Here is a 15,603-nt window from a genome sequence, read left to right as displayed (position 1 = left end):
AAAAATTATTGAAAAAATTAGCGACTGCTGATAAAAAACCCAATCAGTTTGCGCACAATATACGTTTACCACTTTTCCATATCTTTCACCGTTTATGGCATATTTTATTTATACTGCCTTTTTTGCCATTTATCTGGATACTGCATATAATTCTGATTTTCCGCTTTTTATTTACTGGTAAACCTGTGTTCAATACTCAGGAATGTTATGGTAAAAAGGGAAACTTGATCATCATAAAATATTTTAATTCAAATATCGGAAGCAATTTTGCTCTGTTTTATCATGTTCTCAGCGGAAAATTAAATCTTATTGGCTACAGTCTTAATACTTTAAGAGAAATTGGTGACTCCTTTATTTATGACTATGCCCCCGGGGTTATCAATCTCTGGTATATCCGATCTGCTTCTCGAACAGCCTATGAAGGTATTAAAGAAACAGATAAGGAATTCGTCAGTAGCCTATTGCTAAAAGCAGAACTTTATCCTGGCATTATCAGTTTCCTCAAACTTATCAAGGCAGAATTTCTGCTTATGGTCAGGTTTCTGGTTGCTGGTACATTCCGTATTTTTCAAAAAATTAAGTATTTGCCTGGTATGATGGATCCGATATTTCTTTTTAATACGAGACTGCGAAATGTTTCTATGCAGCAGACTCTGAACCTGATCAAATCCACAATCAATAACTCAAATGATAGCAACGCAACCTCCAGACGCAAAATATATTTTGTTAATCCTGACTGCTTCAATAAAACCTTTTCTCCTGCTGAATCAGATTATAAAGTCATCCTGGCTGAATCTAACCCTGATGACTGGATATTTGCTGATGGTATTGGTATAAATATCGCAGTGGATATGCTGGGTTACCCCAAAAATGAAAATGTAAATGGTACTGATCTACTTCCGCGGCTTGTTGAACTGGCTGCTGCAAATGATTTCTCTTTTTTCCTCTTAGGTGCAAAGCAGGGAGTTGCTGATAAAATGAAAGAAAATCTGATTAGCCAATATCCCAATCTGCAAATCAAAGGTACTCAGCATGGTTATTTTAATTGGGATACACAAAGTGCTGATATTGTTCAAAAGATAAATGATCTCCAGGTGGATATACTGCTGGTGGCTTTTGGTGCTCCGAACCAGGAGCGTTGGATAGAAAAATGGTTCCCTCATTTGAATTGCTCACTGGTAATTGGAGTTGGAGGTTTATTTGATTTTTATTCCGGCAGAATTAAAAGAGCTCCCCGCTGGCTGAGAGATATTGGTCTGGAATGGGGTTTCAGGCTACTAATGGAACCTCGCCGCATGTTTAAACGCTATATAATCGGGAATCCTCTCTTTCTGAAACGGGTAAGAAAAATCCAAAAAACTGCTGCCTGGCTGATTCACAGAATTATACAGACTCAAAAACACCAGAATCTGCAGATCATCGATCTTAATACTCTCGAAATGATCAGAAAAAGGAACACTGGTCTTGTGGATATGTTCCCGCTTATAGCAGATTATTGTTCCTCTAAGCAGATTACTGTATCTCTGATCACTGAAAATCCGACTAAGTCAGAAAACTGCACTCAAAACCTTTCACGCATCTTTCCCCGAATCAATTTTATTTGTGGTTTTCCTATAGATAATAATTCTTTCTATCTGATCATAGCAGAAAGACTTGATCCTGAACAGATAAATGCTCTCAAGCAAACTGGCATAAGTGCTATCTGCTTGATTGATAAACGCTTTATCAATGAATTCATTAATATTAATATCCTCGAATAAAATCATTATAATTGACAAAACAACTCTCAATCTTGATTTATTGTATTTAGTGAATTCGTGAGTGAAATGAGGATTAAATGAAAAAAAGGGATAAGGAAACAGAAAAGATCATCAGCAGATTTTCGGAAGAGAACCTGAAGCATGAAAAATCTTCCCATATACACAAAATTCTTTTCTGGCAGTCCTTTATCAATTTCTCTTACGGTTTAAAAAGAGTTCTTGATTTCACACTCTCTTTAATTGCTATTATTTTACTTTCACCCTTATTTTTGTTAACTGGAGTTGCTATCTTTCTGGAAAATCCTGGTCCAGTGATTTATTCTCAGCAAAGAGTGGGTAAAGACGGAAAACCCTTTTATTTCTACAAATTTCGTTCCATGGTCGTGGGGGCAGAGAAATTAAAAGATCAATTACTTCCTGAAAATGAATCTGAAGGTGGCGTAATATTCAAAATGAAACATGATCCCCGCATTACCCATGTAGGGCATTTCATCAGGAGATTCAGTATTGATGAATTACCCCAGTTCATCAATGTACTAAAAGGTGAAATGAGTCTGGTTGGTCCCAGACCACCACTGCCCAAAGAAGTAAATCAATATACTCTGGAAGATAGAAAAAGACTACACATCAAACCTGGCATTACCTGTATCTGGCAGGTGGAAGGCAGAAGCGATATCCCCTTCAATAAACAGGTTGAACTCGATAAACAATACATCTATTCACAATCACTCTGGGAAGATATAAAAATTCTGCTTAAAACCATTCCCGCCGTTATCACGGGAAAAGGTGCCTATTAAATAATCACTATTTCCAGGCGATAAAACCTTTCAAATGGTCGATAGACCTTTGAAATGGCTGGACAGTTCATCTCTCCAAATTTGATAACCATAAAGGAACTCTCGATAAACTACATGAGGCCTATCACTATCTCTATGCAGAATAGCTCAAAAACTCTGAATATGAATTCTCTCCCTCTGCTGAAATTGAATGGTATGATCATCGTTTCAATTTCAATTCTCCCGATTCTGAGCTTGATGTTTATATCCCGGTTAAATAGTAAACTTTGATATTTGGCGGGGATATTGAAATATTTTTATTCTAGTGTCCTCGCCAAACTGCCATCAGGAAGCATATTATCAGGATGGTATTGATTACTCTCCTCCATCTGGTAGCGCTTGCAGATTTGCCAGTCGCCCCTGCAATACAGTTCTATCCACTTCCTGTCTAATTTTCCCTGCTCATAAAAGCGCTTCATGGGGCAGCAATTATACCATTTGCAGGTAAATTGAAAGGTTTTCAGTTTACCATATTTTTCCCGAGTCTTTGAATAGTAATCGGGATTATATAGCAGAGCTGCAGGATGCGTGAGTGGATATATCTTTTGCCCCATTGCATAAATAAGTTTACCATATAAGGTTTTATAATCAGCTTTTGCACTTGGCGGATCTGCCCTGTATTTCTCTAAAATATAACGGGTAGCATAAAATCCTAAAGGTATAATGAATTCTGGTTTGATCATTTCCAGCTCTTCATCCAGATATTTGGAGCATGCTTCTATTTCCAGCATCTTTGGCTTACGGTTTTGCGGCAAATTGCATTTTACCAGATTTGAAATATAAAGAATTTCACGCTTTATTCCCACCTCATTCAATAGCCTGTCCAGCATCCTGCCGGAAGGTCCAATAAACATTCTGCCTTCGATATCTTCCTGCTCTCCCGGTGATAGCGCTACCAGAAAGAACCTTGAATTTATATCTCCTTCACCTGCAAGAGCATGCTGCCTGGTTTCTGCCAGATGGCATCTATCGCACTTGACTATTTGGCTGTTTAGAGATTTAAATTCTGCTTCCATGATCCTGTTTTCCTAAATTATTAGCTCTTTACCAGCTCCCAGACTCAAGCAGTTTTCCTGAAAATAATACTTGAAGATGTCCTGAGCCATCGCTCCAGTGCAATGAGTAGGAGCCATTTTCTGGATGCCGATAGCTTGCAGCTCTTTCACTATTTCCTCTATCTCCTGTTCACTGCTGTCTTTCAGATGGAATCCTCCCGCTGCCAGATACAGGGGCTTTCCTCCCATTAATCGATGAACACGCTTGACCATTTTGACAATTCCGGGATGAGAACAGCCAGCTATTACGGTGACACCATTTTGTGTTGTTAATACCAGGCATTGTTCAACCATTTTCTCACCCTTATATTCAAATTCAAATCCACCAAACAAGAAAATATCCTTTTCCTGACCCAGTCTCAGGTTATCATTCAATATATGCAATATGCCGCCATGAATTTCGATCTTCGCTTTAGTTACATCGCTGAATCCCTCACAAATATAAACTGGCAATCCATTCTTAAGTTTCAGCAATTGCCACAATCCATCCCGATGGTCATAGTGATCATGCGAAATCACCACCTTCTCGATCTGTTCAACACTTATCTTCATCATCTCCATATTATGAAACAGTATCTCTGAATGCTCACCGGTATCAAAAAGTATCCTTCCGTCAATCAGGCAACTGAAGCCCCAACCCGGCAGATAACCGCTCTCGGAAATTGTATTATCATATAAAACCTGTATTTTCATATTATCTCCTTAACTATTCGCGCTTCCATCTCAACATTATGTCCACTCAGTCCTCTGAAACCAGTAAAAATATCTTATTCCAGATCAGTAATGATCTCCACAACCCATTCAGCTACTGTCCCGGTTATCTCTGCACAGGATTCTTTCATCTTTTTCTTATATATATCAACATGAGCATCCTGCCACATATCAAATTCGTTTCCAGCAAACTTCTGCCTGAACCAATTACAGCTTACACCACCGTATTTCTGCTGAAATTTCTCCACAAGCTGCTTTCCAGGCAATAGACGTTCCTTAAACTTACCCAATTCAAATTCTTCCCGTGTCCTTCCCAGAAAAGCTCCCAATACAAGTTCTCCTGCTGCCAGGGCTCCACAGTTGCCATCTCCCATCAGACAGCCGCCTCCAGCCAGAAAATGTGCTGATTTCAGCAATTCTCCCAGATCTATATCCATCACTTCCATTACAGATGCGATCACGCACTGCGAACATATCCCATATTTCAAATAATAATCACTGCCAAGTTCCCGGGCTTTTAATCCTGCTTCGTTCATCATTTATCCCCTGTTCCTGATTATTTCTATAGTTGATACTTCCCTGCTACGTGCCGCCGGTACCATGGCTGATAATAGCGTGATGACTAATGCCAGAATCGGGATAATAATGAAATCTGCCAGCCGGATATCAACCGGCAATTCCTGGATCGGAAATCCACTTATCGGGATCTTGATAAATTCCCATTTCATTTGAGATTGCAAAAAAGCATAAGCGATGCCAAGTCCGAGCAATATTCCGGAAACCCCAATATAAAAACTGGAACTAATAAATATTTGCCTGATCACTTTGCCATTTACTCCAAATGCCTGCAATATCCCAATATCGCGCTTCTTTTCTGTTACCAGGCGATTCAGATTTCCTGCCATATTAAATCCTGCCAGAATAATGATCAGTGATAATACCAGGATCATTAAAACCTTCTCCATCTTGATGGCATTAAATAGGTTTGCCTCATAATCACTCCAGTCTTCCACCCGATACTCATCTCCCAGTTCCTTTGCCAGCATCTTGCGGTAATACCATGCCCTGTCTGCATTCTCTGTCCGCACTTCAAGCATATCAACTATATCTCCAGACCCGCTAAAGTATTGTCCAGCTCCCAGACTGTAATAACAGTAATGTAGATCATAATCCGGTATTCCCGAACTGAAGATCCCCACCACCTTGAATCGACGACTGCGTGGAAGCAGACCAAAAGGCGTTGCCTCTGTGCCTACTGGCGCGGATAATTGAATATAGTCTCGAACTGATACATTCAGGTTCATTGCCAGATCAAAACCTAATATTATCCCATTATCATTCAGGCTTTCGCTGTCTGGATTGCCTATCATGATCCGGTCTTTCAGATTCGTCCCTGCTGAATAGCTCTCAAAATCTATACCCATACACACTCCACCATAAATGCCATCCTGGCTCTGAATAAGAAGTTCATTACTGATGATTGGGGTAGCATGACTGATATAATCATATTGTTCAACTTTTTTTGCCAGTTCATTATAGTTTGAAAGTGGTTCTCCACCGGTTCGGCTGATTTTCACATCGCTCCTGAAAGCGGTTATCCGCTGCCGAATATCGCTATCAAAACCATTCATTACGCTGATCACAGTAAGTAACGAAAAAACCCCCAAACAAATCCCTATCAAGCTCAACAAATTTGAAAAACTCAATACAAACCTGCCGTGTCCCTTCAAATACCTCAACGCTATAAAATCTGCAAACTTTTTCATTAAGCTTTATTTCAAACTGCTAAATGAAAAGTCAAGTACTGTTTTATCTCATTAACCATCAATTTCAATTGGTGGTAGATGTAATTTACTAATAATTAATCACTTCAGTGACTTCTCGTTATGATATATATAATTATAAGACATATTATAACTTCATTGCTGTAATTCATACAAAGTGGCTGAAGCCACTAATTTCTGTGATTGCTCAGCTAGTCCACCAGTTGAAACTGGTGGTTAATAAGAGAGTTATTTAACTATCCCAATAAACTTAAATATTAGCGGTTTTTCTTCACTCAGCTTATTATTAACGATATTCGTTGATTCCTTCTCCTAAATTGGCAAATATAGATCCATATAGGTGGCATCACCCTCAATGATCACCTCTTCCAGACAATACCTGCCATCGCAATCACAACTGTTATCTTCATTTTTTAGTTTACTCGCTTCTCCCACAAGTATCCGCCAGCCATTGCCGATCCTTTCAAAAGGTGCCTCAAATGGCTCAGATATCCGCATCAAAGCATAATTATCTGCTGCTATAGTCTTAAACTCTATTCCCGGATCACATTCCACTTCCTTATCAACGGTTATCAAATATTCATAACCTCTCTTACCTGCTGATAATTCCTCATCCGATACTGGAATATCAAATCCAAACCCACGCTGCTTTTCCAGATCAAATCCTTTTGACTGCATCCAGCTGCACAAAAATTCTATCACCTCTTCCTCAGGATTTTCACTCACTCTGTGCGATGACACAACCTTCATCTCTGGTAATTTAACTTTGTTTACTTTACTGAATACTTCCATATTTGCCTCCTTAATTCATCTGAGACAACAAATAGAAAAATTAACTAATTAGTCAAGATAAATTTATCTGAATAGTTAATTATGCCAAATAAATAACCTAAAAGATAATTGTTTCACTATGATCATCCTTCAAACCACACTTAACTACTATAATAATAGTAAGTTAGAATCACATAATAGACTCAAGCGGCAATGAACCTGAACAACAAAGCACGTACTCACATTTTAATGTCACTATGTGCTTTGTTGTTCCACCTGAAGATTTTCTGCTTGCTTCAGATAATGATCTTAACATTTCAGTTAATAGCATAAGGGTATATTTATCGGTATATTGAGGGATAATATTTTCAAATAATAGTTTATTATTCTGGTCTTTTCTCAAAATACATCACTTTATTGAAATAATCAAAAGTGATATTAAATCTCTTCATCAATGGTAGGCCAAATGTGCCTAACTTAACTATAGAGTTATCTAAACTAGCATCGGCTTGCACAAATTCTGCCGGAATATCCTGCAGCGTAAAATCTCCGAGCTGCACTTTTTTGAGCACTCCCTGGTAACCATATAATGCTCCTGAGGCTCCATAACCGATCAAGGTTTTTTCTACTCCCACTGGTATTTTGATCCCATAAGATTCATTTTCAATCAGGTAGAAATTATAAATAGTACCCAGATCAATATCAAGATTGATATCTATCTCCACGTCCTCAGCAGTAGTTATTCTAAATGGTACGCTATATGAATCACCTCCAACAGGACTCATGGGCAGAGCAGCACCAGTGCCGGAAAATTCAAATTCCTCTGGTTTTGTGAGAATAATTTTCATATTCTCAAAATCAAATTTTACGACAAAATGTTTAAAAAACAATGAACATACCTGTCCAGCGACACCGGGAAAATAATCTCCAAATCCTGATTCGGGTGGAGATATCAGGCAGGGTTGCTCATGGAAGATGATCTCACCAAAATCTATATCTATATCTTCACCATCATAGATTGAAGAACCACCATCTTTTCCGATACCGGTCACAGAATGCTCCTCATCGTCCTTATACCGCAAGCCAATTGTCTCATCCTCACCAGCATAAAACCAGACTTGATCCCACAAGGAACCGTTATCAATCAGAAATTTTACTTCTTTGCCCTGCATTTTCCCGCGAATCAATATATTTTCACCAAAATATTCAAAATTCAGTCGTACTTCAGAAGTATCTGATTTTATCTCATAACTTCCTGGTCCGCTTCCAGGCAATATTTCTGCTGTATCAGCCATAACCACTCCCCAGTTTATCAGTATTGATATTATTAAAATCCAGCTAATTTTCATATTTCTTTTCCTCCGTAATTAATCAGGCAAATTGAATAAATTATATGGCATAAGTCAATAAACATTGAATAAATTTCAGATATTTTTCATCAGCAGCACATTAAGATACTATATTATTTCAGCATATTATCCAAAAAAAAATCCGGTAAAAACTATTGATTTTTACCGGATTAGGGATTTTTCTGGGCCGTCTCATTACCGCTTTCCGGCATAACGATTACGACGCTCATTCCACTTGCTTACAAGTTTAGTGTGCTTCATCGTGTACCTCCAAATCTTGCTTTTCTTTCATTCCATCTAGCTAAAATACTCTTTTTCATCTTTTTCATCTTTTTGCCTCCATCACATTATACTATATACTAATGCAAGAACCGTGCCAAACCATAAGTTATTGTTAATTAGTGTCTTAGAGATTTTCCATCAATTAATACTGTGCGCCTGCGTACACCTGCTCGTTCAACACCGAACACTTTAGGGGAATAAACTGTCATAATTGTCTTACCGCTCAAACCCTTGATCTGTCATTACGATCTCTTTCTTATTTCTTCAGAATATTTCAATAACATGAATAGATGTATCTCATCGAGTAAGTGGATATTGTTTGAATTGCTTATTTTTTTGCTGGCTGAGCTTGACTTTTCATGTTTTTTCTCAAATGCTGTATCCAATAATAATGATAAATTGAGAAATTAGTTTGTAAAAATCATTGAAATTAATAAAGTGAACCGGGAAGCGACAATTGAGCTAAAGATCAAACCTGCGCAATATCAATATCTGCCGGCAAATTAGAAGCACATATTCTCAGAATATGACCATAAAAAATCCGGTAAAAATTAGAATTTTTACCGGATTAGGGGATTTTCTGAGCCCGTCTCATTACCGCCTTCCTACATAACGATTACGACGCTCATTCCACTTGCTTACTAGTTTAGTGTGCTTCATCGTGTACCTCCAAATCTTGCTTTTCTTTCATTCCATCTAGCTAAAATACTCTTTTTCATCTTTTTCATCTTTCTGCCTCCATCACATTATACTATATCTTAATGCAAGAACCGTGCCAAACCATAAGCTGCTGATAATTAGTATCTTAAGATTTTACCCAAAATTAATACTGTACGCCAGCGTACACCTGCTCGTTCAGCACCGAACACTTTTATGGGATTATCCGGCATAATTTACTAATCACTCAAAATCTTTGAATTGTTATTACATCTCTTTCTTATTTCTACAGAATAATTAAATTACATGAATTTGAAAATCATTGAAATTGATAAGGAGAACTGGGAGGTTGCCTCTAAATGAAATTGCACTTATCTTGGAATATTATTTAGGAAATAAAAAACCGGTAAAAATTAGAATTTTTACCGGATTAGGGGATTTTCTGAGCCCGTCTCATTACCGCCTTCCTACATAACGATTACGACGCTCATTCCACTTACTTACGAGTTTAGTGTGCTTCATCGTGTACCTCCAAATCTTGCTTTTCTTTCATTCCATCTAGCTAAAATACTCTTTTTCATCTTTTTCATCTTTCTGCCTCCATCACATTATACTATATCTTAATGCAATAACCGTGCCAAACCATAAATGACTGATAATTAGTATCTTAGGAATTAGCTCTCAATTAATACTGTACGCCAGCGAACACCTGCGCGTTCAGCACCGAACACTTTTCAGGAATAAACCATCAGTTTTACTAACTTCTCAAAATCCTTGACGCATTACTACGATCCCTCGTATCTGTTCAACGTTTTCAGCAGAAAATCATTGGTTTTGTAAATCATTAATTTCTCTAAGTTTATTAGTAAGAGGTGTTTTATTGAGTAATAACTTAATCGTTATCAGTCTGGGAATAATATATTCAATTATTCTCCATTTTGCCCGTAGTCTGCAAAGATTAGGTATTCACTCCTATGATCGACTGCTAGTGAATATTTCGGGTAAAACCCCTCATGAAAGGCTTTCCCGTAATGATTTTGTCTATATCCTTGGTATCGTTCTATCCAATGCCTGTGTGGTATTTGTGATTCTGGCAGCCAGATATGGTACAATTTCTTATTTCACTGCCATGTATGGTATTGGGATGCTGCCCATGCTGCTATTCACTCGATATGTGATGCATGAAAAAACTTCATTGCATAACTGGCTGGGAATCATTATAATCATAATCGGCAGTTGCTTACTGGGAATTGCTGCCCGGGATTCAAAACCTGTTGTAATGGAAATGGTGAAACTGACAAATCTTATCTATCTTCTGCTGGCAGTAATTATTCTAACTCCGATACTTTTAAAAATAGCAGTCAGAAGTAAACATATCTTTATTGATGCTATGATCTCTGGTCTGATTGCGGGTTTAATCGCCTGCCTTGATCCCATTTTGAAAGCTACGGGACAAAATTTCTCTTTTCATAGTGGTGTATTTCCCATGCATACAACGGGCTGGGTCTTATTTCTCTTAAGTTTTGCTGCTTCCACTGCATCGTTGCTGATCACTCAGCATGCCTACAGCCGTAGAGTTAATGCTTCGCAATTTATTCCCCATTTTAATGCCACTTTCATTGCCATGCCTATTTTTATCCAGATGATCATTCTTCCTGGTTATCTACCAGGAAAATTAGAAATCATTGGTATCACGATTATCATTGCCGGTATTATCATCTTCTCTGATAAAGCAAGGCGTATGGCACGTAAATCAAATATTTTACTAGAAAAATCTTCATAAAAGACACTTGACATTCAGAACTTAATTCGTTAATTGAAGTTAGGTTTAAAAAATAGGAAAGTGAGGATTTTATCTTGAAAAAGAAGTATATTATAAATATAATAAAAGTTATTGTAACTGCGGGATTTTGGCTGGTCTGGTTCTGGATTTATGCCTGGCTAAACGCCAGAGGTTTTCAGGCGGGTATTCACTGGAAATCACCTGATATATATATACCCGTTATGGTTTATCCCTATGTTTTTGGGATGCTGATACTGGTTATTTTACCTTTTGCCTGCAACTTTAAATCAAAGAAGTTTTATCCTTTGCTTTTGCTTTATATTTCTGTGAGCATTATGATGTTTGCAATTTATTATTTCTATCCAGTTTATATGTTGCGTCGTGAATATACCGGTACACTTTTTGCAGATGTTATGATGCGCGGGATAGTGGGGATGGATGATGCTGCAAATTGCTTTCCCTCCAATCATTGTGCTCTGGCAACCCTGGGCTATATTGGAACTCAGATAAGTAATGCGCCCCGCTGGCTAAAAGGTGGAACTTTGCTATTGACTCTGCTGGTTTGCCTCAGTACGGTTTTGGTTGGGCAGCACTACTGGATTGACATTCCAACAGGAATTGGTCTTTCAGTATTAATTTATTTTATAAGCAAGAACTTCTTGAAGTTAGAGAGACAATAATGGATTATAATCAATTTCCACTTCCTATTTTTACGGCACATAAGGAATATGCTTCTTCCAGAACTGGTACTGAAAAATTCCGGTCTGGTATGCGTCTATTTACCTCCGTTTTAAAGTACTGTTCCATAGTTGCGATAGCAGATTATCTTCAGTATCTGGAAGCAGGTGGAGAACCGGAATTACAATTGACCAATCTCTTGTATACCAACCTGTTTCGGCCATCATTAGGTCATTGGAATCATTTTTTAAGAGATTCACTGGTGTTTCGCCGTAAACGAGAATTAGAGGAAGATTCTGGTTTATTCTATGATCTGGATGGGGCATATTTTAAGAAACGTCATAAAACATCACCAGGAAAACTGGCAGTGATATTTAATGAATTGATCTCAATCCGTAATGAATGGTTTCATCCGGGGCTGGATCCAGATGAAAACAATGCTCCAGGCTTGTTAACGAAGATAGAAACAAAAATCGAAGAAATGCTGGAACACCTGAAGTTTCTGGAACATTATCCTCTATTTCATTATCTGGGAGAAGAAAAACATGAACTAATGGGAGATGTGAGCTTTGGCTGGACAGAAAGTGAAGTGGCAAAACTTAATTCAGGCGAAAGACAGTTATTTATTGAAACCGGAAACGAAAAACCAACTCCATTGAATTTTCTTATTGAACTACAGAGCAACAGTTCTGGTGATGAGCTTCAATTCATGTTATTTGAAACTGCCCGAATCAATAAACAGAAGTCTGTAAGACTGATAAAATTTATCTTAGGTAATCAATGGGGATTTGATGAGCGACTCTATCTTGATTTAGCTAATGAAGCACAGAAGCTCTTGCGCATAGAGCAGAAAGAAGATATAGTTGAAGTAGCAGAACTTAACTGGAATTATATAAATAGTATAAGCAAGGGACTAATGAAAGCAAATCGTCAAAACCTGGAGGATTCCGGCAAAGTTATCCCATTGCTTTACGTAAATAGATCAAAGATTGAAGGAGAAGCTGGTTTTTTTGAGCAGTTCCTGCAGTCAAAGAAAACCCGCTGTCTGGTGTTATTAGGTGATTCCGGGCATGGAAAAACAAATACTTTGTGGAAACTTTCAACCCATCGTTTATTACGGGAAAAGAAAGGTTATCTGGCTAAATTTTTCTATGAAGCACGTAATATAGACCCAATGGGACTAAAGCAAGAGCTGGATCAAAACTTTGATCTTGTAAACACTCTGTCTTCTCTGGTGCAAATGATGAAAGACAAAAGTCCCAAATTAGCTGAAAAAGAAGTTATTATCTTTATTGATGCCATCAATGAATTTACTAACCCGGCATTATTAATGCGTGAGATACTGGATTGCTATCCGGCTGAATCTTTGATTGATCTGCGCTTTGTGGTATCCTGCCGGACTATAAGCTGGTCAAGAATTCTGGTCACACTCAGCAATCAACAGGAAGAGCTGGTATTTAGTTATCTGGAAGAAAGCGAGAAGCGTTATCCTACTTTAGCTGAATATTCCGAGGACGAACTGAAAGCAGCTTATGATAACTACTGTGACAAATTTCATATAGAGACGAAACTTGAGCAAATTTCACCTGGTTCAATGAACCTGATTAAAGACCCGTTAATGCTTAGGATGGCAGCAGAAGCCTATTGTGGGACTGAATCTGAAAAAGGCATAATACCGCGTCAACTGGATATTTCTACAATATTCAAGAATTATGATACAAAAGCTCAAATAGATGTACTGCGTGATGAACCATTTTTGGCAAACCTGATTGAATGTATGTGGGATCATCATCATAGTATGCTTTCAGGAAATGTGATTCGAAGCCACAATGAGCTCCAGGAAATAGTCTATTCCACTCCAGTAAATCTCCCGCCAGGCTCAACCTATCAATGTTCAAACTGCAGCAGCATCTTCAAAATTGGAGACCAGGGCTTTGAGGCTGATGACCCATGCCCTGATTGCGATTCCATGTCTATGAAACCAGTACCTAATGACTGGAGAACCACCTATGAAAGACTCTTGGATGAGGGTATAATTACTGAGGATTTCCAGGCAGATGATATAGCAATTCGCTTTGTATATGACCGATATTATGAATATAGGACATCCTGCTGGATATTAAAGAAATTTGCTCCCCTGGATATAGATGTGATCAGGAAATTAGTTATATTTGCACATCAGGGAGAAACTCCGATCTTATTAGAAGCCATTAAACTGGCAGTAAGAATGTGTGAAAACTGGGAATCGATCATTTTGAAGCTGGCGGAATCTGAAGACCAGGGGCTAATGGATATGGCTGAAAGTATTATCTTAGGAATGAATCAGAGTGCCGAAGAAGGTAAAGTCAGCCAGTTAATCCAGAAACTGATAGAAGGTTCTGTGCCTGAACGGGTAATTGCCATAAATGCAGCCGTGGAAATAACTGAAACAGCAGATGCAGCATTGCTTAAAGAAATCCCCCAAAAAGAAGGCAATGAAGTAATTAGCCAGGCTTTGTCTCGGGCATTGTATTTAATTTGGCGTAATGATCCTGCGCGTGCAGTGGATTTAATGGAGAAATTACGTCAGCAAATATCGCTTGGTAATTTCATCAAACAACAATTTAGTCTTTTTAGTGTTTTACTGGAAGTAACCTTTAAAACTTTGGGAGTTCTTCATCATAAAGAGGAAATTGTTACTGCTTTAGGAGATTTCTGGATAAAGTTGATAACTCAGAATCTGAGATTAGGTAAAAAAGGAATATTCAATGAGTTATTGAGTAAATCAGTTAAACTTGCTTTAGTAAACGCCATACAATTGTTTGGTAACAGGCTTTTTAAGAAGCATGGAGTATCTTTTGGAAAAGGTGACAACGCATTTAGAGAAGATGAAATACTGGCGATTTTGACCTTACTTGATGCCTGGAATCCAGGTTCAGAAGCAATAAATGAAGTGACTGAGATAATGTTGAAGTATGGTCATAATACCTTGAATGAAAATCAGCAGAATAGAATGTGCTCTACTATTGCAGCATATTTTGGTATTCCAGCCTGCGTAGCTGCCATAAATCATGATCCCCAGGCGACAATAGCTATTTATGATAATACTTTTATGGAATCCAGGAATTTGCATGATAAAGGCAGGGCAACCCGATTTTTTACTTATAGTGGAGTGAATTTTGCCCTTCAGCTCAATTATCCAAAGTTTGATGATCCCCAGCTTCTCACACCAGTTTATGAAAAATTGTATTCCTGGTATTTGATTCTTTTGGAAGAAGACCCTGAGATATTTTCTAAAGCAGAAATAATCGAAGGAATACCAAACAGCAGTTTTGGTATATTTTCCCAGGCTACAGTCAGAATGGGACAGGATTTAATTAACAATCTGGTAAAACCAATGTTAACCAAAGCCCAGGAAGGACATTCGGGATTATTGAAATCATACCTGCGAACATCTCTATTTAGTCTGGACACATTTTCACAGCGGGTTTTTGCACATCTTTCGGCACTAAAGAGTTATGATTATCTGTTATCTATACCAGATTTAGCAGCCCAAACAGGAATGGAAGAGCGCGAAATGATGCGGCTTTTTGTGGAAGCTTATGCTGTAATCTCTGTTGGCTATCCCTCTGATGTGGAGCTATTTGTTGTTAATAATAAAAATATCCCTGCGGGTTTCCTGGAACTGGTGCGGCAGGCAAGGAACAAGCCTTCAATTCTATTTGACCAGCAGGATCAGCAGACATTGGAGCAATATATTAACAATACTCTGCAAAGCTGGACAATTAGTGATGGTGGTAATTCTGTTCTGGCAAATTTTCCTGCTTTAAGGAAGATTATTGATAAATACTTTCGGGATGCTGTAGCATGCGGTGATCTGGCAAAAGTATTGAGTAAAGCGGTTAAAGACTTGTTTGATTTTTTAATTAGTCAAGGGAAAAAGATCAATTAGGAGGGA

The 15,603-nt window shown here is 38.0% G+C and carries 11 protein-coding genes; 5 read left to right on the top strand and 6 right to left on the bottom strand.

Going from position 1 to position 15,603, the window contains the following annotated elements; all coding sequences use genetic code 11:
• Window positions 1-8 precede the first annotated feature (8 nt).
• A complete protein-coding gene (locus RAO94_10300; protein MDP8322729.1) occupies window positions 9-1,760 on the top strand; it encodes a WecB/TagA/CpsF family glycosyltransferase in 1,752 nt (583 codons plus the stop codon).
• 77 nt (window positions 1,761-1,837) lie between these two features.
• Window positions 1,838-2,557: a sugar transferase gene (locus RAO94_10295; GenBank protein MDP8322728.1), complete on the top strand. Its 720-nt coding sequence runs from the start codon at window positions 1,838-1,840 to the stop codon at window positions 2,555-2,557.
• A gap of 296 nt (window positions 2,558-2,853) precedes the next feature.
• Here RAO94_10295 and RAO94_10290 read toward each other — a convergent pair whose 3' ends face one another.
• From RAO94_10290 to RAO94_10265, 6 genes are all read right to left on the bottom strand, one after another.
• Complete coding sequence (locus RAO94_10290; GenBank protein ID MDP8322727.1) at window positions 2,854-3,612, bottom strand: uracil-DNA glycosylase; 759 nt, start codon at window positions 3,610-3,612, stop codon at window positions 2,854-2,856.
• Window positions 3,613-3,624: 12 nt separating this feature from the next.
• Window positions 3,625-4,344 (bottom strand): MBL fold metallo-hydrolase, encoded by a 720-nt coding sequence (locus RAO94_10285; GenBank protein ID MDP8322726.1) that lies wholly within the window; start codon window positions 4,342-4,344, stop codon window positions 3,625-3,627.
• Between the two features lie 74 nt (window positions 4,345-4,418).
• Window positions 4,419-4,901: a C-GCAxxG-C-C family protein gene (locus tag RAO94_10280; GenBank protein ID MDP8322725.1), complete on the bottom strand. Its 483-nt coding sequence runs from the start codon at window positions 4,899-4,901 to the stop codon at window positions 4,419-4,421.
• Window positions 4,902-6,128: an ABC transporter permease gene (locus RAO94_10275; protein ID MDP8322724.1), complete on the bottom strand. Its 1,227-nt coding sequence runs from the start codon at window positions 6,126-6,128 to the stop codon at window positions 4,902-4,904.
• A 330-nt stretch (window positions 6,129-6,458) separates the two neighbouring features.
• Window positions 6,459-6,938 carry an effector binding domain-containing protein gene (locus RAO94_10270; GenBank protein ID MDP8322723.1) on the bottom strand — a complete coding sequence of 160 codons (480 nt, stop codon included), beginning with the start codon at window positions 6,936-6,938 and terminating at the stop codon, window positions 6,459-6,461.
• A gap of 362 nt (window positions 6,939-7,300) precedes the next feature.
• Window positions 7,301-8,266, bottom strand: a complete 966-nt coding sequence (locus tag RAO94_10265) for a hypothetical protein (GenBank protein MDP8322722.1) — start codon at window positions 8,264-8,266, stop codon at window positions 7,301-7,303.
• A gap of 1,819 nt (window positions 8,267-10,085) precedes the next feature.
• Between RAO94_10265 and RAO94_10260 the strand changes: the two genes are divergently transcribed.
• From RAO94_10260 to RAO94_10250, 3 genes are all read left to right on the top strand, one after another.
• On the top strand, window positions 10,086-10,988 hold the full coding sequence (locus tag RAO94_10260; protein MDP8322721.1) for a hypothetical protein: 903 nt from the start codon (window positions 10,086-10,088) through the stop codon (window positions 10,986-10,988).
• Between the two features lie 74 nt (window positions 10,989-11,062).
• Window positions 11,063-11,668, top strand: coding sequence for a phosphatase PAP2 family protein (locus tag RAO94_10255; GenBank protein MDP8322720.1), 606 nt, complete (start codon window positions 11,063-11,065; stop codon window positions 11,666-11,668).
• A complete protein-coding gene (locus RAO94_10250; protein MDP8322719.1) occupies window positions 11,668-15,597 on the top strand; it encodes a hypothetical protein in 3,930 nt (1,309 codons plus the stop codon). The genes RAO94_10255 and RAO94_10250 overlap by 1 nt, the downstream gene beginning before the upstream one ends.
• The last annotated feature ends 6 nt before the right edge of the window (window positions 15,598-15,603 follow it).

The organism is Candidatus Stygibacter australis (assembly GCA_030765845.1).
GTDB classification, from domain to species: Bacteria; Cloacimonadota; Cloacimonadia; order Cloacimonadales; family TCS61; genus Stygibacter; species Stygibacter australis.
Note: the sequence above shows the minus strand (reverse complement) of the source record. Positions and strands in the feature narration are given on the sequence as shown.